Annotated in this window: 19 protein-coding genes and 1 other RNA gene; 12 read left to right on the top strand and 8 right to left on the bottom strand. The window is 70.6% G+C overall.

What is annotated here, in order from left to right; genetic code table 11:
• Nucleotides 1-3 precede the first annotated feature (3 nt).
• Genes H1W00_RS00210 through cofG form a run of 3 tightly spaced genes read right to left on the bottom strand, consistent with a single transcriptional unit; the run spans nt 4 to nt 4,227 of the window.
• Entirely contained in the window at nt 4-594 is a 591-nt protein-coding gene (locus tag H1W00_RS00210) for an NTP transferase domain-containing protein (protein ID WP_181752560.1), read from the bottom strand.
• Nucleotides 587-2,026, bottom strand: coding sequence for a flavin-containing monooxygenase (locus H1W00_RS00205; protein WP_181752558.1), 1,440 nt, complete (start codon nt 2,024-2,026; stop codon nt 587-589). Before H1W00_RS00205 ends, H1W00_RS00210 begins: the two co-directional genes overlap by 8 nt.
• On the bottom strand, nt 2,023-4,227 hold the full coding sequence (gene cofG, locus H1W00_RS00200; protein ID WP_181752556.1) for a 7,8-didemethyl-8-hydroxy-5-deazariboflavin synthase CofG: 2,205 nt from the start codon (nt 4,225-4,227) through the stop codon (nt 2,023-2,025). Before cofG ends, H1W00_RS00205 begins: the two co-directional genes overlap by 4 nt.
• Nucleotides 4,228-4,381: 154 nt before the next feature.
• Here cofG and ftsE point away from each other — a divergent pair, with 154 nt between their 5' ends.
• From ftsE to H1W00_RS00175, 5 genes are all read left to right on the top strand, one after another.
• On the top strand, nt 4,382-5,068 hold the full coding sequence (gene ftsE, locus H1W00_RS00195) for a cell division ATP-binding protein FtsE (protein ID WP_181756104.1): 687 nt from the start codon (nt 4,382-4,384) through the stop codon (nt 5,066-5,068).
• Nucleotides 5,069-5,073: 5 nt separating this feature from the next.
• Nucleotides 5,074-5,988 carry a permease-like cell division protein FtsX gene (gene ftsX, locus H1W00_RS00190; protein WP_181752554.1) on the top strand — a complete coding sequence of 305 codons (915 nt, stop codon included), beginning with the start codon at nt 5,074-5,076 and terminating at the stop codon, nt 5,986-5,988.
• A gap of 116 nt (nt 5,989-6,104) precedes the next feature.
• Nucleotides 6,105-7,412, top strand: a complete 1,308-nt coding sequence (locus H1W00_RS16675; protein WP_181752552.1) for a M23 family metallopeptidase — start codon at nt 6,105-6,107, stop codon at nt 7,410-7,412.
• A gap of 67 nt (nt 7,413-7,479) precedes the next feature.
• Nucleotides 7,480-7,953: an SsrA-binding protein SmpB gene (gene smpB / locus H1W00_RS00180; protein WP_181752550.1), complete on the top strand. Its 474-nt coding sequence runs from the start codon at nt 7,480-7,482 to the stop codon at nt 7,951-7,953.
• Nucleotides 7,950-8,825 carry an amidohydrolase family protein gene (locus H1W00_RS00175; RefSeq protein ID WP_181752548.1) on the top strand — a complete coding sequence of 292 codons (876 nt, stop codon included), beginning with the start codon at nt 7,950-7,952 and terminating at the stop codon, nt 8,823-8,825. Before smpB ends, H1W00_RS00175 begins: the two co-directional genes overlap by 4 nt.
• Before the next feature lie 46 nt (nt 8,826-8,871).
• On the opposite strand, the gene H1W00_RS00170 is transcribed toward H1W00_RS00175, so the two are convergent.
• Nucleotides 8,872-9,429 carry a YdeI/OmpD-associated family protein gene (locus tag H1W00_RS00170; protein WP_181752546.1) on the bottom strand — a complete coding sequence of 186 codons (558 nt, stop codon included), beginning with the start codon at nt 9,427-9,429 and terminating at the stop codon, nt 8,872-8,874.
• 105 nt (nt 9,430-9,534) lie between these two features.
• On the opposite strand from H1W00_RS00170, the gene ssrA reads away from it, so the two are divergent.
• Nucleotides 9,535-9,906, top strand: a transfer-messenger RNA (tmRNA) gene (ssrA, locus tag H1W00_RS00165).
• Nucleotides 9,907-9,977: 71 nt separating this feature from the next.
• Here the strand turns inward: ssrA and H1W00_RS00160 are convergent.
• Nucleotides 9,978-11,063 carry an NADH:flavin oxidoreductase gene (locus H1W00_RS00160; protein WP_338072781.1) on the bottom strand — a complete coding sequence of 362 codons (1,086 nt, stop codon included), beginning with the start codon at nt 11,061-11,063 and terminating at the stop codon, nt 9,978-9,980.
• A gap of 65 nt (nt 11,064-11,128) precedes the next feature.
• On the opposite strand from H1W00_RS00160, the gene H1W00_RS00155 reads away from it, so the two are divergent.
• Nucleotides 11,129-11,530 carry a pyridoxamine 5'-phosphate oxidase family protein gene (locus H1W00_RS00155; RefSeq protein ID WP_206679938.1) on the top strand — a complete coding sequence of 134 codons (402 nt, stop codon included), beginning with the start codon at nt 11,129-11,131 and terminating at the stop codon, nt 11,528-11,530.
• Between the two features lie 10 nt (nt 11,531-11,540).
• Nucleotides 11,541-12,335 (top strand): MBL fold metallo-hydrolase, encoded by a 795-nt coding sequence (locus H1W00_RS00150; protein ID WP_181752544.1) that lies wholly within the window; start codon nt 11,541-11,543, stop codon nt 12,333-12,335.
• Nucleotides 12,336-12,422: 87 nt separating this feature from the next.
• On the opposite strand, the gene H1W00_RS00145 is transcribed toward H1W00_RS00150, so the two are convergent.
• The 3 genes from H1W00_RS00145 to H1W00_RS00135 form a co-directional block, all read right to left on the bottom strand.
• Complete coding sequence (locus tag H1W00_RS00145) at nt 12,423-12,626, bottom strand: cold-shock protein (RefSeq protein ID WP_078700207.1); 204 nt, start codon at nt 12,624-12,626, stop codon at nt 12,423-12,425.
• 171 nt (nt 12,627-12,797) lie between these two features.
• Entirely contained in the window at nt 12,798-13,793 is a 996-nt protein-coding gene (locus H1W00_RS00140; RefSeq protein WP_181752542.1) for an NYN domain-containing protein, read from the bottom strand.
• Nucleotides 13,790-14,959 carry a cation:proton antiporter gene (locus tag H1W00_RS00135; protein WP_181752540.1) on the bottom strand — a complete coding sequence of 390 codons (1,170 nt, stop codon included), beginning with the start codon at nt 14,957-14,959 and terminating at the stop codon, nt 13,790-13,792. Before H1W00_RS00135 ends, H1W00_RS00140 begins: the two co-directional genes overlap by 4 nt.
• 160 nt (nt 14,960-15,119) lie before the next feature.
• Between H1W00_RS00135 and H1W00_RS00130 the strand changes: the two genes are divergently transcribed.
• From H1W00_RS00130 to H1W00_RS00115, 4 genes are all read left to right on the top strand, one after another.
• The gene (locus H1W00_RS00130; RefSeq protein WP_181752538.1) at nt 15,120-15,278 is read left to right on the top strand and encodes a hypothetical protein; all 159 of its coding nucleotides are present in this window, start codon (nt 15,120-15,122) and stop codon (nt 15,276-15,278) included.
• 220 nt (nt 15,279-15,498) lie between these two features.
• Nucleotides 15,499-15,681, top strand: a complete 183-nt coding sequence (locus H1W00_RS00125) for a Flp family type IVb pilin (protein ID WP_181752536.1) — start codon at nt 15,499-15,501, stop codon at nt 15,679-15,681.
• A 115-nt stretch (nt 15,682-15,796) separates the two neighbouring features.
• Complete coding sequence (locus tag H1W00_RS00120; protein ID WP_241732856.1) at nt 15,797-16,186, top strand: TadE family protein; 390 nt, start codon at nt 15,797-15,799, stop codon at nt 16,184-16,186.
• Nucleotides 16,177-17,352 carry a pilus assembly protein TadG-related protein gene (locus H1W00_RS00115; protein WP_181752533.1) on the top strand — a complete coding sequence of 392 codons (1,176 nt, stop codon included), beginning with the start codon at nt 16,177-16,179 and terminating at the stop codon, nt 17,350-17,352. Before H1W00_RS00120 ends, H1W00_RS00115 begins: the two co-directional genes overlap by 10 nt.
• Nucleotides 17,353-17,381 lie beyond the last annotated feature (29 nt).

Here is a 17,381-nt window from a genome sequence, read left to right as displayed (position 1 = left end):
GCGTCACAGCACGCGGCCGAGCACGGCCGTCGTGCGCGGACCGAGCGTGCCGACGAGGTGGTCGGCGTGGTCGACGTCGCGACGCAGCGTGGACGACACCGGCACGGGCAGCTCGACGAAGCCGGCCGCCCGGTGGAGCTGCCACGATCCCGGCCCGAATGCCGAGGGCAGGTCGCCCTCGCGTGCCGTGACCAAAGTGGTGCCCTGACGCTCCTCGTCGGGCACGGCCCCGAGCCGGGTGTCCTCGGCCAGCTCGAGCGCCTCCGCGAGGTCGCCGGGCCTCAGGCCGGGCAGGTCCCCGAGCAGCACGGCGCGATGGCCGGCCGGCGCGACGTGGAGCCCGTCGGAGATCGCGGCGGCGATGCCCCGCGGCTCGGGCTCCAGCACGACCTCCACGTCGGGCGCCCCGAGGTGGGGATCGGCGGTGACCACCACGACGCGGGCCACCGCCGCGGCCGCCTCGATCGTGTCGAGCGCGATGGCGCGCGCCAGGGCGATCCGGTCGACGCCCGGCAGGTCGAGGCGCGACTTGCCCAGGTGGGCGGGCTTGACCGGGACGACGACGGTCCAGGCCCGGCGACGCCGGTCACGCACCGGCGGACTCCGAGGGCTCCTGGTGGGCCATTCCGAAGGGTGCGGGATCGAACCAACCGAACCGGTCGCGGAACTCCTGCGCCTTGCCGGGCCACAGCAGCACCTGCCGCCCGGAGCGCTCGTCGACGTACCAGTTGCTGCAGCCCGAGGTCCACACGCCGCTGCGCTCCTGGATCTCATCGATGTAGTCCTGCTCGGCGTCGACCGAGACCTCCAGCGGGCCGTGGCTGGTCCAGGGGAGCGCGGAGGCGGCGTAGTCGGCCTGCGCCTCGATCATCAGCACGGCCGAGTTGTGGGCGAGCGTCGCGTTCGGGCCGTCGAGGACGAACAGGTTCGGGAAGCCGTGCACCACGGTGGACGCGTACGCGCGCATGCCCTGGGACCAGTACTGGTCGAGCGAGATCCCGTCGCGCCCCGTGACGAGCTCGGCGTAGGGCTGGCGCGTGGAGTGGAAGCCGGTGGCCGCCACGACCACGTCGACATCGTGGCGCGACCCGTCGGCCGCCACGACCGCGCCGGGCTCGTAGGCGGTGAGCGCGCTCGGGACGAGCCTCACGTGGGGCAGCCGCAGGGTGGTGAAGTAGTCGTCGCTGAACAGGACGCGCTTGCAGCCGAACTCGTGGTCGGGCGTCAGCGCGTCGCGCAGGACCGGGTCGGGGACCTGGCCGGCGAGGTGGTCGAGCGCGCGGGCGCGGGCCTGCGCGCGACCGTCGCCGGCGCGCTGATCGAAGACCTCCTCGGTCTCGCGCATGAGATCGCCGCGCAGGTCGGCGAGTCGTTCGGGCTGCTGCTCGAACAGTGCGATCTCGGCGTCGGCGTAGGCCCGGTCGCCCTTGGGCAGGATGTAGGGCGCGCTGCGCTGGAGCACCACCACGGACTCGGCCTGCCGGGCCAGCTCCGGGATCACCTGGATGCCCGAGGCGCCGGTGCCGACGACGGCGACCCGCTTGCCCTCGAGGTCGAGGTCGTCGTCCCAGCGGGCGGTGTGGACGATCGGCCCGTCGAACGCTCCCGGCACCTCGGGCAGCCGCGGCTCGGTGAGCCGGCCCGCCGCCATGACCAGGACCTCGGCCTGCACCGGGCCGCGTGAGGTGGTGAGCCGCCAGCCCTCGCCGTCCCACGCGGCGGACTCCAGGCGAGTGGACAGCATGATGCGGTCACCGACGGGGGCGGCGGCCTCCTCGAGGTACTCGCGAATCTCGGCGCCCGGGGCGAAGACGCGGCTGAAGCCCGGATGGGCGATGTCGGAGTAGCCGTAGAGGTGCGCGGGGACGTCGCAGGCCACGCCCGGGTAGCGGTTGTCGTGCCACGTGCCGCCGATCCCGGGTCGTCGCTCGAGCACGACGAAGGACTCACCCGCCGCCGCGAGCCGGCGGGCCATCGCGACCCCGGCGAAGCCCGCGCCGACGACCGCGACGCGCACGCGCGTCATGACGCCACGCCGTACGTCGTGGTGCGCAGCCGCAGCTGACGTCCGAGGCTGCGGGCGATGCGCTCCGCCGCCGGCACGGTGAGCTCCTGGCCGTACTCGACGCCGGCCTCGGGCGCGACGCGTCCGTCGTACAGCGTGCCGCCGAGGTCGTCCGCGCCCGAGCGCAGCACCTCGGTGGCGCCCTCGACGCCCAGACGGGTCCATGCGGCCTGCACGTGGCTGATGCTGCCGTGCAGCACGAGACGGGCGAGGGCGTGCACGGCGCGGTGCTGGTCGGGGGAGTGGTCGCCGCCCGGGAACGCCATCGGCACGAGCTCGTTGAACCCGCCCGTGTCGGCCTGGATCTCCCGCAGGCGGCGCAAGTGGCGCACGCGCTGCAGCGGCGTCTCGCCGTGTCCGTAGAACAGCACCGACGTGGAGTGCAGGCCCAGGCCGTGGGCGGCGCGGATCGCCTGCTCCCACTCGTCGACCGGGAGGTCGGCAGCGAAGTGCTGGGCGCGATGGGCCTCGTCGAGCACCTTGACGCCTGTGCCGGGCACCGTGTCGGCCCCGGCCGCGGCGAGCGCGGCGTACTGCTCGGTGACGGTGCGCCCGGTGCGGCGCGCTCCGTCGATGACGTCGGCGGGCCGGAACGTGTGCAGGTGCAGGCCCGGCGCGGCGGCGCGCGCGGCCCGCAGCAGCTGCTCGTAGACGTCGGCGGGAGCGTCGGCCGGCGCCGTGCCCTGGATGCACAGCTCGGTGGCGCCGAGGTCGACCGCGTCGGCGGCCACCCGCGCCACGAGGTCGGGGTCGGTCACCCGGTCGGACCCGAGGTTGCGGTTCTGCACGAGCGACACGGTGGCCCCGGTCACCGAGCGCCGCAGCTCGTCGGCGAGGCCGGCGAGCCGGTCGAGGTCGCCGCCCGTGGAGGTCATGAGGCGGACGTACTCGTCGTCGCTCAGCCCCGACGGGTCGTTCGCGGCGCGCGCCAGCAGGGAGCGGCGATCGAGTGCCCCCGAGGAACGAGGGGGTGTATCGAGATCACGAGAATGTGCCGGGCCGCGCCCTGCCGCCATGCCGTCGGCGTCGGCGAGCGCGAGCACGGGGGCGTGGAGCGCCGGGTCGATCCAGGTGTCGCGGTCGCGGATGTAGTGCGGGTGCACCGTGAGCCGCTCGCGCAGCTCGTAGCCGGCGGCGCGAGTGAGCTCGGCCAGCTGGTCCACCTGGGGCCAGGGGCGCTCGGGGTTCACGTGGTCGGCCGTGAGCGGGCTGACGCCGCCCCAGTCGTCGATGCCCGCCGCGACGAGCCGTGCGAGCTCGCCGGGGTGGGACAGGTTCGGCGGCGCCTGGATGCGGGCGTCGGGCCCGAGCACGATCCGGGCGGTGGCCACGGCGGCGATGTAGGCGTCGGTCTCGGCGTCGGCGACGCCCTGCATCGCGGTGGCGGGCTTGGCGCGGAAGTTCTGGACGATCACCTCCTGCACGTTGCCGTGCCGCTCCGACAGACCGCGCAGCGCGAGGATCGTGTCGAAGCGCTCCTCCAGGGTCTCGCCGATGCCCACCAGCAGGCCCGTGGTGAACGGGATCCGCTGGCGTCCGGCATCCTCCAGCACCTGCAGGCGCAGGGCGGGGTCCTTGTCGGGCGAGCCGAAGTGCGCCTGCCCGGGCTCGGCGAACAGCCGGTGGCTGGTGGTCTCGAGCATCATGCCCATCGACGGGGCGGTGGGGCGCAGGGCGCGCAGCTCGTCGGCCGTCATCACCCCGGGGTTGAGGTGCGCCAGCAGGCCGGTCTCGGCGGTGATCCGCCGGGCGAGGTGCCCGATGTACTCCAGCGTGGAGGCGAAGCCGTGGTCGTCGAGCCACTCGCGGGCGACGTCCCAGCGGTCCTCGGGCCGGTCGCCGAGGGTCAGCAGCGCCTCCTTGCAGCCCAGCGCGGCGCCCTGGTGGGCGACGGCCAGCACGTGCTCCTCGGACATGTACGGCGCGATGCCCTTGCGCTCGAGCTTGCCGGGGGTGTCGACGAAGACGCAGTAGTGGCAGCGGTCGCGGCACAGGGTGGTGACCGGCACGAACACCTTGCGCGACCACGTGATGACGCCCGGCCGACCGGCCCTCGCGAGCCCTTCGTCGCGGACGCGGCCGGCCTCGCGGACGAGGTCGTCGAGGTCGGTGCCACGAGCCTCGAGCATCGAGGCGGTGGCCTCGATCGCATGCAGACTCATCTGAACTCCCGGCGTGCTGACTGGCTTTCACCCTAACCGCCGGAGCCACGGCCCCGCCGCTCGGCGGGGGCGGCCCGGTGAGGCGTCCTTCACAGCGAACCGGCGCGGCGGGGTCCCCGAATCCTCAGGTGCCACACCTACACTCGGTCGGGGGATTCGCTTCGACAAGGGCACCAAGACCTACCCCGGCCAGAAGCGCGCAGCCCTCGACCGACTCGACCTGGAGATCACCAAGGGCGAGTTCGTCTTCCTCGTCGGCGCGTCCGGCTCGGGCAAGTCGACCTTCCTGCGCCTGATCCTGCGTGAGGCGCGGCCCACGTCGGGCCACGTGTACGTCGCGGGCAAGGAGATCAACAAGCTGTCCAGCTGGAAGGTGCCCAAGCTGCGCCGCCAGCTCGGCACGGTGTTCCAGGACTTCCGCCTGCTGCCGAACAAGACCGTCTTCGAGAACGTGGCCTACGCCCTCGAGGTCATCGGCAAGCCGCGCGACGAGATCAAGAAGCTCGTGCCCGAGACGCTCGACCTGGTCGGCCTCGACGGCAAGGGTCACCGCCGTCCCGACGAGCTGTCCGGCGGTGAGCAGCAGCGTGTCGCGATCGCGCGCGCCTACGTCAACCGGCCGATGATCCTCATCGCCGACGAGCCCACCGGCAACCTCGATCCCAGCACCAGTGTCGGCATCATGAAGCTGCTCGACCGGATCAACCGCGAGGACACCACGGTCCTGATGGCCACCCACGACTCCTCGATCGTCGACCAGATGCGCAAGCGCGTCATCGAGCTCGACGAGGGGCGCGTCGTGCGCGACGAGGCCCGCGGCATCTACGGCTACGAGAACTGAGACCCATGCGAGCGATCCTCAACGAGCTGCGCGCCAGCCTGACCCGCAACACGTCCATGACGATCTCCCTGATCGTCACGATGAGCGTGTCGCTGCTGCTGGCCTCCCTCGGCCTGCTGATCCAGGCCCAGGCCGAGCGCACCGAGCAGTACTTCGGCGACCGGCTGCAGCTGCAGGTCAACCTGTGCACCAAGAACTCCCCGGCGGCCACGTGCGTCGGCGGCGCGGCCACGGACGAGCAGAAGCAGGCCGTCCAGACCGCGCTGACCGACAACCCCGAGGTCCGCGACTACACGGTCCGCAGCCCCCAGGAGAACTACGCCCAGGCGCGCGAGCTCCTCGGCCAGACCGACACGGGCCGCAAGCAGCTGGAGACCCTCGGCGTCGACTCGTTCCCCGAGTCCTACTTCGTCACCCTGAAGGACCCGCAGCAGTTCGACGGCGTGGTCAGCGAGGTCTCGGGCATGGACGGCGTGGGCAACGTCAACTCCCTGCGCGACCTGCTGGGCCCGCTGTTCGAGATGCTCGACAAGATGCAGTGGGCGGCGCTGGCCACGGCCGGCCTGCTCATCATCGCGGCGATCCTGCAGGTCTCGAACACGATCCGCATGACGGCGTTCGCCCGCCGCCGCGAGATCGGGATCATGCGCCTGGTGGGCGCCTCGAGCTGGCACATCCAGGCTCCGTTCGTGCTCGAGTCGCTGGTGGCGGCGTTCATCTCTGCTGCCCTCGCGGCGGCCGGGCTGGCGGCGTTCATGCACTTCGTCGTCTACGGCTACCTGCGCGACACACTCGGGAGGATCACCACGTGGGTCCGCTGGGAGGACGCCTTCCTCGTCATGGGCATGACCACGGTCCTCGCCCTGCTGCTGGCGCTCGTGCCCACGTTCGTCATGACGCGCAAGTACCTCGACGTCTGACGCGGTGACACGCGCGAGCCCCGGGCTCACGCCAAACTCTCAACCTGAGGCGTAGAGTCACTCGCGTCACATCGCACGATTCCGTCCTGACGGACACTTCCCCGGATTCGAGGCACATGACGAGATTGCGCAAGCCGCTGCTCGCCCTCGCCCTCAGCGCCATGCTGGTGGCCGGCTTCAGCGCGCCCACCTTCGGCGGCGAGAAGGACGACATCAAGCGCGAGCAGCGCCAGAACAACAAGAAGCTGAAGGACGCCAAGGACGAGGTCCAGGAGTCCACCAAGGCCGCGCGTGACGCGAAGCTCGCCCTCATCAACGCCAACACGAAGCTTTCGGCCGCCGAGTCCGAGCTCGGCCGGACCCGCGGGAAGCTCGCGGTCGCCCAGGCCGAGGACGCCCGGCTGCGCGCCGAGCTCGACAAGGCCGAGGCCCAGCTGTCGGCCGCTGAAGCTCGCCTGGAGAAGGCCGAGCGCGAGCTCAAGCAGTCGCGCGGAGCGGTGGAGTCCTTCGCCGTGGAGTCCGTCATGGCCGGCGACGCCGGGCTGAAGGCCTTCGGTGACCTGCTGCGCGGCAACGACCCCGGCCTGTTCTCCGAGCAGATGAGCGCCAAGACGTCGATCGGCGACGCCCAGGTCGCGGTCATGCAGGAGCTGGCCGCGTCCGAGGTCATGCTCGGCATCGAGCGCGACCAGGTCGAGCGCCTGCGCGACCAGGTCGCCGACCAGAAGCAGCAGGCAGAGGCCGTCGTGGTGCAGATGGAGGCACTGACGGTCCAGGCCCAGGCCCAGGCCGCGTCCGTCGCGAAGCTCGTGTCGGCCCGCGCCGGCGCCAAGCGCAACGCCGATGCCACCCTCGCGGAGGACCTGCGGCTCCAGCAGGAGCTCGAGGCCGACCGCCTCCGCCTGGAGAGCCAGATGGCCGAGATCGTCCGCAAGGAGCTCGAGGCCGCCGAGCGCGCCCGCAAGAAGCGCCGCGGCGGCGGTGGCGGCGGTGGCGGTGACAACGGCGGCGGCACCACCGGTGACTCCGGTGGCACCCTGAGCCGCCCGGTCAACGGCCCGATCACCTCGCCCTACGGGATGCGTCGCCACCCGATCACCGGCGTCTACAAGCTGCACGACGGGACCGACTTCGGCGTGGGCTGCGGTGTCCCGATCCGCGCGCCCGCGGGCGGCACGATCGTGTCGCAGTACTACAACAGCGCCTACGGCAACCGCGTCATCCTCAACAACGGCGTGAAGCGTGGCAAGAGCGTCATCACGACCTACAACCACCTGTCGCGGTTCGCCCGCAGCAGCGGCTCGAAGGTCAGGCGTGGCGAGGTCATCGGCTACGTGGGCACCACCGGCTACTCCACGGGGTGCCACCTGCACTTCATGGTGCTGGCCAATGGCTCGACCACGAACCCGATGAACTGGTTCTGACGTGTCACCGGCGCTGACCTGACACTCGCCCCGACCTGACACTCGCCCCACCTGACACAATGATCAGATGGCCAAGGAAACCGGTCGCAAGATGATCGCGCAGAACAAGAAGGCGCGGCACGACTATCACATCGAGGACACCTTCGAGGCCGGTCTGGTCCTGACCGGCACGGAGGTGAAGTCGTTGCGCCAGGGCCGTGCCTCGCTCGTCGACGGCTTCGGTGAGATCGACCGGGGCGAGGCTTGGCTGCTGCAGGTGCACATCCCGCAGTACGACAACGGCACGTGGACCAACCACGAGACCCGCCGCCGCCGCAAGATGCTGCTCAACCGCCACGAGATCGAGAAGATCGATCACCGCACGCAGTCCAAGGGCCTCACGATCATCCCGCTGAGCCTGTACTTCAAGGACGGCCGGGCGAAGGTCGAGATCGCGCTGGCCCGCGGCAAGAAGTCGTTCGACAAGCGCCACGCCATCGCCGAGCGTCAGGCGTCGCGCGACGCCGAGCGCGAGGTGGGTCGCCGCCTCAAGGGCATATGACCTGGCAGGACGCCGACCTCACCGCGTACCTGGAGCGGCTGGGGGTGCCGGGGATCGTCGACGTGCACGTGCACTTCATGGCCCCGCCGGTGCTGGCGAAGGTGTGGGCGTACTTCGACGCCGCCGGGCCGAAGCTCGGCCGGCCGTGGCCGATCCACTACCGCACCAGCGACGAGGAGCGCGTCGAGACGCTGCGGGCGCTCGGCGTGAAGCGGTTCACCGCGCTGTCGTACGCGCACAAGCCGGGCATCGCGGGCTTCATGAACGACTGGCTCGCGGGCTTCGCGGAGCGGGTCCCTGACTCGGTGCGGTCCGCCACCTTCTTCCCCGAGCCCGAGGCGGCCGAGTACGTGCCCGCGGTGATCGCCGAGGGTGTCGGCGCGTTCAAGGCCCACCTGCAGGTGGGGGAGTTCGCCGCCGACGACCCGCTGCTCGACCCGGTCTGGGCGGCGATCGAGCAGGCACAGGTGCCGGTGGTCCTGCACGCCGGATCGGGTCCCATGCCCGGCCCCCACACGGGTCCGCGAGGGGTGGCCGCCGTGCTGGAGCGCTTCCCGCGGCTGCCGCTGGTGATCGCGCACCTGGGGATGCCCGAGGTCGACGCGTTCTGCGACCTGGCCGAGCGCTTCGAGAACGTGCGCCTCGACACCACCATGACGTTCGTCGACTTCTTCCCCGACCCGCCGCCGGCCGACCCGCAGCGCCTGCTGGCCCTGCAGGACAAGATCGTGTTCGGCAGCGACTTCCCGAACATCCCGTACCCGTACGCCCACCAGGTCGAGGCCCTCGACCGGCTCGGCCTCGGCGACGACTGGATGCGCGCCGTCCTCTGGCACAACGGCGCCGACCTGTTCGGCACCGGCTCGGCCTGACCCGCCCGCCACTCGCGACCCCCGTCTGCGCCACCCGGCGGAAGGGTCAGTCGCCGGGGCGGGCGGACAGCTGCGCGACCGACCGCTGGACGAGGCGCGCCCGTGCCGCGGGCGTCCTGGCCTTGAGCACCGGCAGCACGATGGCGTAGCGCGCGGTGAGCCCCAGTCCCTCGAACGCCTCCGCCGCGAGGGGAGCCGCGGTCAGCGCGGCGGCCAGGTCGGGTGGCACCTGCGCCTCCGCCTGGCGCACGTACGCCGCGTCCCACCGGCCGTCCGCCCGTGCCGCGGCCACCTGCTCGAGGCCACCCGGACGCATCCGGCCGGCCGCTTCCAGCGCCTCGACCTTGGCGACGTTCACCTGCGACCACGGACTCCGGGCCCGCCGCGGCGAGGAGCGCTGCAGGAACGAGACCGCGTCGAGCGACCGCCGCAGGCCGTCGATCCAGCCGTGGCACAGGGCACCGTCGAGTGCGTCGCCGATGGTCAGCAGGGCGACGTCGGCGTTCTTGCGCCGGATCCTCAGCCACGCCTCGGGCGCGGTGGCGTGGTGCTGCTCCAGCCAGTCGTCCCACGCACCGGCATCGGCGAACTCCAGCACGTCCATCGGCACTCCTCGAGGATGTCTCGGGTCCACGCTAGGCCCCTCGTGAACGAGACGGAACAAATCGCGCGGTGGGGCGGTTAGTATGGGTGTATTGACAATTTCAGAGGGGCTGATCGGTTTCGACTGTGGTCGTTCGAATCCAGGAGAAGCGGGTAGAGAAGGCAACGTCATCTCTTTAACGTTCGTTGCAAACCCATAAGTGCCGATTCCAAGCGCACTGACTTCGCCCTCGCTGCCTGACAGCGACTTGCGGAGGGTGGACCCGGGAGCGTCCTCGTCCCGGATCGTCCATCTCATCTAGAGGACTTGCTGATCTGATCGTGTAGCGCGGCCAGATCGGGACTTTTTCGCTACTGAGCCTGTCGGTGACGCGTTCGTCCGAGCACCGGGGCTGAGAAAAGCGTCAGACGAACTGCACCCGGAGAAGACCTGTTTCAGCGCCAGAGGACCCGGGTTCGATTCCCGGCAGCTCCACCCTTGCTCCTCGTGAGTGTCATGCAGACTGAGGCCGCCCCCATCGGGGGCGGCCTCAGTGCGTTGTGTGGCCCTCAGGCGACGAAGTCGTCCCAGCCCTCGGCGAGGTAGTCGATGAACGTCGGGCTGAGGTGCTCCTGCCGCAGGCGGTCGCGGCTGAACGGCTGCGGGTCGCTCACGAAGTCCGGCGACTGCGCCACGAGCCGCGGCAGGTCGTGGTGGATGATCGCGGCCGTGCCCACCGTGACGAAGTCGGCTCCGCGCGCGAGGCACCAGTCGGCGTCCTGCGCCGAGAGGATCTTCCCGGCGACCCCGAGACGGGTGCCGTGGCGCGGCAGGTCGAGGTACTGGTCGATCAGCAGGCCGTCCACGTCGGGCTCGCGGGGCGCCTTGGCCACGTCCCAGAGCGAGAGGTCGACGTAGTCGGCGTCACCCGAGACGAGCAGCTGCTCGACCAGGGCGCGCGAGTCGGCCACCGTGATCCCGTAGCCCTCGGGCGACACGCGCACGCCCACCTGGAAGTCGGGCCCGGTCGCGGCGCGGATCCCACTCAGCACCTCGCGCAGCGGCCGGCTCCGTCCGTCGAGCGATCCGCCGTACCCGTCGGTGCGGTGGTTCTTGCGCGCGTCGAGGAACTGGCACAGCACGTAGCCGTGGGCGCCGTGGATCTCCACCCCGTCGAAGCCGGCGTCCTCGGCCCGCACCGCCGCGCGCACGAAGTCGTCGATCACCCGCTGCACGTCGCTCGTCGAGAGCGCCTCGACTCCGCGCTCGGGATCGGCCCACGGTGCGACCGTGGGGCGTCCCGTCACCGTCGCGTCGGCGCGCATCCCGCCGTGGTGCAGCTGGATCGACGAGACGGCCCCGAGCTCGCGGATCCCGTCGGCCAGTCGCCGCAGGCCCGCGTCGTGCCGGTCGTCGCTGATGCCGAGCTGTCCCCTCCAGGCCTGTCCCTCGGGCGACACGTACGCCGCGCAGGTCATCACGAGGCCGAATCCGCCGTGCGCCCGCGCGACCAGCCACGCGTACTCGTCGTCGGACAAGGTCCCGTCGACGTGGCTCTGCTTGTTCGTGAGGGGAGCCAGCGTCCAGCGGTTCCGCCACGCGGGGCCGTGAGGCAGTGGCAAGGTCGCGGCAGGGGAGACGGGAGAGATCGACACGCCCTTCAGCCTACGATCCGGCACCCGGGCCGAGCGGCCGAGGCGGGCCCGCGATGATGGAGCCCATGACCGACGTCTGGCTGCCCGAGGGTGACTTCCTGACCGACCGCCACCTGGCGACCCTGTCGACGATCGGACCGGGTGGCCGCATCCACGTGGTCGCGGTCGGCTTCACGGTGCACGAGGGAGTCGTGCGGATCACGACGATGGACGGCAGCCAGAAGGTCCGCAACGTCGAGCGCGACCCGCGCGCCACGGTGGCCCAGGTGGCCGGACCCCAGTGGCTCAGCATCGCCGGCACGGCCGAGATCCTGCGCGACCGCGAGTCGATCACGCTGGCCGAGAACCTCTACGCCCAGCGCTACCGCCAGCCCAAGGAGAACCCGCGTCGCGTCGTCATCGCGATCACGCCCGAGAAGGTCATGTGCTCGCCGGGGCTGCGCGGCGAGGCGCCGGCGCACGACTGACGCGGACATCGTGGACGTACTGCTGATGGGGACGGGCTCGGCCGACGGGTGGCCGTCGCCGTTCTGCCGGTGCGACTCGTGCACGACGATGCGCGAGCGCGGTGAGCTGCGGACCCCCACGAGTGTCCTGCTCGACGGGCAGGTGTGGATCGACCCGGGGCCGGAGGCCGCGCGCCAGGCCCTGCGCGCGGGAGTCGACCTCGTCGACGTGCACACGGTGCTCGTCTCGCACGCCCACTCCGACCACCTCGATCCCGCCTTCCTGCTGCACCGGGGCTGGGTCACCGACCGGCCGCTGACCGTGTACGGACCGGCGCCGGCGATCGAGCGGTGCCGCGACTGGCTCGCGCCCGACCAGACCGCGGTGCGGCTCGTCGAGGTGACGGCGGGCGACGGGTTCGCCGCGGGGGAGTACCGGATCACGGTCGTCCCGGCGGCCCACGAGGCGCTCGGCGAGGCGGTGCTCTACCGGATCGACGCGGAGCGGTCCCTGTTGTACGCCTGCGACACCGGCCCGTGGGCCGAGGGGGCTCTGGAGCTGATCGGCGAGCGGCGGCTCGACGTCGTGCTGATGGAGCAGACATTCGGCGACCGGCTCGACCTTGCGGGACAACGGCACCTCGGCCTGACGACCTTCGCCCGGTCGGTGGCGGCACTGCGTGCGGAGGGGCTGGTGGACGACGCGACCCGAGTGGTGGCCGTGCACCTCAGCCACCACAACTCTCCTGAGCTGGAGGACCAGCTGCGTGCCATCGGCGCCGAGGCCGGCCGCGACGGACAGCGCCTCGGCGCTGGAGATCGGTAACGCTGCCCACCGGGGTCCGGCGCCAGGGAAAGAGGAAAGCCCCCGCCGAAGCGGGGGCTTTCCGTGGAGTTCTCGCGTTGCGAAAGCTCAGATCGCGCGGATCTTGGCGGCCTGCAGGCCCTTCTGGCCCTGCGTCACCTCGAACTCGACCTTCTGGTTGTCCTCGAGCGAACGGTAGCCCGAGCCCTGGATCTCGCTGAAGTGCGCGAACAGGTCCTCGCCGCCGTCGTCGGGCGCGATGAAGCCGAAGCCCTTTTCAGAGTTGAACCACTTCACAGTTCCGGTAGCCATGTTGTCTCCTTGGGAGGTTGTGCGCACTCGTGAATCGCGTACGTCTTGTTGTCACGCGTCACTTCGAACCAAAGAGAAAACCGAAAAGCCTCAACGAGGCTCGACCATCAATCTGCCGAGTCATGCCATGCAACTGACTCCAGCCTAGTGCATGGACCCCCGCCGGGCCAATCAGTGCCCCGGACGAAGTCGCACCTTGCGCCGCTGGTTGGCCTCGTCGACCTCCACGACGGAGTTCCGCGACTTCAGGAAGTCCGTGAATGTCTTGAAGCCGAGGTCCTTCTCGTTGAAGGACGAGTCCATCCGCTTCATCTGGCTCTTGACCGTGCCCGAGTGGATCCACTCGTCCTCGGAGTCCTTCTCGCCCAGCAGGCGCAGGGCGCGCAGCAGCAGCCGCGTGGCCTGGCGGGTCAGCGCGAGCTCGTCATCCTCGTCGTCGACCGCGCCGCCCGCGGGGACGAACACGGGCTTCAGCACGGGCGCGGTGTCCGCCGGGGACTCCGACACCTCGGCCTCCTGCTCGGGCTCGGCGGCGGCCTTCCCCCCGGACGACCGGCGCGAGGACTTCTTCGCCGTCCTGCGCGGCGGGGGAGAGGCCTTCTCGACCTCGGCCTCGTCACCGCGATCGGCCAGGCCCGGGAGGTTGTCGTACGTGAGGAGCTCGTCGCACGCGGCGGCGAGGGAGCGGCTGGTGGCTCCGGCCACACCCACCGCCACGACGTAGCGGCCCATGCGCTTCAGCCGCTGGGCCAGCGGGATGTAGTCGGAGTCGCCGGCGGCCAGCACGACCGTCCCGACCTGCGGCATGCGGCCCATGTCCTCGAGGGCGTCGACGGCCAGCCGGATGTCGGCGCCGTTCTTGGAGCCCGAGGCCGGGAACAGCTGCACGAGGTCGATGGCGCGGTCGACCAGCTGCTTCTTGTAGCGCACGTTGAACGGCATCGACCAGTCGGCGTACGCCCGCGTCAGGGCGAGCCGGCCGAAGGAGGAGGCGTAGTCGAGGATCGCGTGGACGTCGACCTCGGCGGCCTGGAGCCTGGCCTCGTCGAAGCCGGCGTCGCGGTCACGCCAGAAGGACTGCTTGCCGTGCACCTGGTCGTAGCGCGAGATGACGATGTTGTCGAAGTCCAGGTAGACGGCGACGGCGGAGTCGCTCGGGGAGGTCATGGGTCCAGTCTGCCCGTCGCGTCGTTCTCCGCCCCGGTCGCGGTGGGTGGCGCGGGCAGGAAGCGCGCCGCGACGGACACCGCGGCGACGGTGATCAGCGCCCCGAGGATGAGAGCCGCGGGCAGTCCTCCCTCGAGCTCGCCGGTCTGGGTGCCAATGGTGGCGGCCGCGACGGGCACGCCGACCTGCCCCGCGGTGAGCACGGTCAGGGGGACCGGCAGCCCGGTCAGTCGGACGACGAGGTGGGTCACGATGGCGCCGAGGCCCAGGCACACGCCGAGCGCGATGAGTCCGGGCTCGTCGACGAGGGCGCTCAGGTCCAGCGAGGCGCCGAGCCACACGAAGAACACGGGGCCGAGGAAGCCGTCGGCGAGGGCGAACAGTTGGCGAGCGAGCCGGCGCGGTGGGCCGACGGCCGCGATGGCCAGCCCGCACACGAATCCCGCGAGCATCACCGTCACGTGGGTCGCGACCGCGAGGGCGGCCACCGCCGTCAGCACGATCAGGCTGATCCGCAGCTCGATGGCGAACCGTCGCTCCTTGCTCTCCTCGTGCACGGCCTCCCAGATCCCGCGGGCCTCGAGGGCACGCAGGACCAGGAACAGCACGACGCCCGCCGCCACGACGATGACCGAGCCCAGCGCCGCCTCGGCCGCTCGGTCCGGCGCGATCGCCAGCGGCAGGACGAGGATGCACACCACGTCGGCGACCGCGATCTGCGTCAGCAGCGGCACGAGGTGGGGCCCCTCGAAGCCCTCGTCCTCGAGTACCGGCATCGCCAGCGCGGCCGAGGAGGAGGCCATCAGGACGGCGAAGACGGCCGGGTGAGACGCATCGAACACGTCCGCCAGGACGATCCCGCCGACGGCGGCGGCCACTCCCACGAGCGCCGCGCGTCCGGCTCCGACGGCCAGCGCCGACTTCAGTCCGTGCTCCGGGATCGGCACCCGCGTGCCGACGACGAACATCGTCATCGCGAAGCCCAGCTCGGCCAGGAAGCTGAAGGTCTCGTCGCCCGGGTCGAGCCACCCGGCGCCGCTCGCGCCGACGGCGAGCCCACCCAGCAGCTCGCCCACGACCACCGGGATCCGCCAGGTCGACGGCACCGCGAGCAGCGGGCCGAGCAACCCGATCGCGCAGATCAGCGCGAGGGTCTCGAAGGTCATCCTTCGATTGTCTGCCCGTTCCGCCGCGGGCGCGGGCGAAAAGGCGCGGGATTCTTGGGCGAATCGCCCCGGGGCCGTTCGCGCGTGCACTACCTTCAGCCCCAAGCGTCACATGGTCCCGTCTCGGGGACGGGCTGACGACACGGCCCCAGGAGAAGACATGGACCAGCAGCAGCCCGCCTTCGGCGGAGAGCGTGGAGCGAGCGCCACGGAGTACGCCCTGCTGATCTCCGGCGTCGCCGTGGTCCTCGTGGGCGTCATCGTCATGTTCGGCGATTCCTTGGCAGCGAGCCTGGGTGGCTTCGCAGCCATCTTCTGAGGCGTGAAGCGGACCGCGCTGAATCTTCGCGCCCAGTGCTTTCGCGTATCGGACGCCTGATCCCATCAGTCACACCAGTCCCAGTAGTACCTAAGAGCTATTTTTCTCGCTTGGGCGTGTTTGTTTCACAGAAAGCGACACCAGTGCGATACAGCCCCATTAGCGTTCGTTTTGGGACTTCGCAGTATGCGAGTTCACCACGACACAGAGGAGAAAACCCATGCTGCAGATTCTGAACTTCCTGGCCGCCTTCACCGCCGAGCGCGACGAGAAGGGCGCGACCGCGACCGAGTACGCGCTCATCATCGCCGGCATCGCCGTCGCCATCGTCGCCGCCATCGGCGTCTTCGGCGAGGCGCTCACCGACTTCTGGAACGGCCTCGGCGGCCAGCTCGGCATCTGATCCGAGCGGTTCGCACGAACCGACCCTGGGTGTGCCGCGTCGCGTCTCGCGGCGCGGCACACCCGTCCCGGGGCGACGGAGCCCCAACCCACGAGTCCTTGAGGGAGGAGACGTGATGCTGCACTTCACGACCTGGACACGACGTTCGCGCCGCGAGCGCGAGCGCGGTGTCGCGGCCGTGGAGTTCGCACTCGTCGTCCCCATCCTCATGACGATCGTCATCGGGATCGTCGAGTTCGGCATGGCCTTCAACTACCGGACCCAGCTGAACAACGCGACGCAGATCGCCGCCCGGAGCTACGCGATCGACCGCAACTGGGGCACCGCCCGTGCGAACGTGACGGGCCTGGCCCCCGCCGCGACCGTCACCAAGTCGATCGACTGCACGGCCACCACGGTCGGCTCCGCCGTCACGGTGACCTCCACGGTCGTGCGACCCACCTACACCGGTCTCTTCGGGGCCAGCTTCACCTACCGCGGAAAGGGCGTGGCCCAGTGCAGCTGACCTCCGCGCGCCGCCGCTTCGGCCTCCGCAAGAAGGAGAAGGGCGCCACGATCGTCCTGGTGACCCTGTCCATGGTCGCCCTCCTCGGCATGGCCGCGGTCTCGGTCGACTTCGCGGTCGCCTCCAGCGAGAAGGCCTCGGTGCAGGGCGCCGCCGACCAGGCCGTGCTCGCGCTGGCCAACGACTGCTCGCTGAAGAAGCCCAGCTGCCTGCCCAGCACCGCTACTTGGTACGCGCAGCAGAACGCCGGTGCCTCGGCGTCGGCCCAGGTGCTGAAGGACGGCGTCGTGAAGAGCCCGACCTTCGACGACGGCAAGGTGACGGTGCGGGTCTCCAAGAACGTCAACCACACCTTCGCCAAGGTGCTTGGCGACTCCTCCAGCACCGTGCGGTCGGAGGCGACCGCGACGTGGAACACCGTGCCGCTCGTGGGCACGAAGCTGATCCCGATGGGCCTGCCCTATTGCGACTGGCTGGCCGCGCAGCCCGGATCGGCCACGTCCCCGGGCGCCATGAGGACCTACCTGTGGGCCCGGTACAGCACCGGCGAGGCCAGCTGCCCCGGCACCGGAGCGACGGCTGCGACGGTGTACTCCAAGCGCGGGACGGCCTCCGGCTATGGAGCGGTCGGTCAGGCGATGTACTTCACGCGCTCGATCTTCCCCGGCGTCAACACGAACTGCGACTTCAGCGCCAACCTGTGGGACGTCTACCGCAACACGCTGGACGACTGGGCCCTCATCACGGTCGATACCTGCATGGAGAGCAAGTTGGCCGGCGTCGGTCCCGGCTCGGTCGTGATGATGCCGATCTACGCGGTCGAGAAGAAATCGATCTTCTGGGGTTCCGTCAGCTACACCAGCCGCCTGGTCATCCTCGGCTTCGCTCCCTTCAAGGTCGACAAGTGGGTCAACTACCCCTTCCTCTACTTCGGTGTGCAGCCCAGCTTCTCTGCGCTGAGCTACACCAACAACTGCGACATGAAGTTCAACTTCGCCACCATCGGCGGCGGTTGTACTGGTGTCCGCGGGCAGTTCGTCCGCTCCTCCGAGGGGGCGCTGTTCAACGGCTTCACCCAGTACGGGTCGTTCTACAACAACACCGGCTCGGGGCTGAGCGGCGACGCTCCCAACCTCGGTCTCACCAACGTCAAGCTCGTCAAGTAACACCTCCCTGATCAACCCGAAGGACTCCG

It is taken from the genome of Aeromicrobium phoceense (assembly GCF_013868155.1).
GTDB classification, from domain to species: domain Bacteria; phylum Actinomycetota; class Actinomycetes; order Propionibacteriales; family Nocardioidaceae; genus Aeromicrobium; species Aeromicrobium phoceense.
The sequence above is the reverse complement of the archived record's forward strand: the minus strand, read 5'-3'. Positions and strand labels throughout refer to the sequence as shown.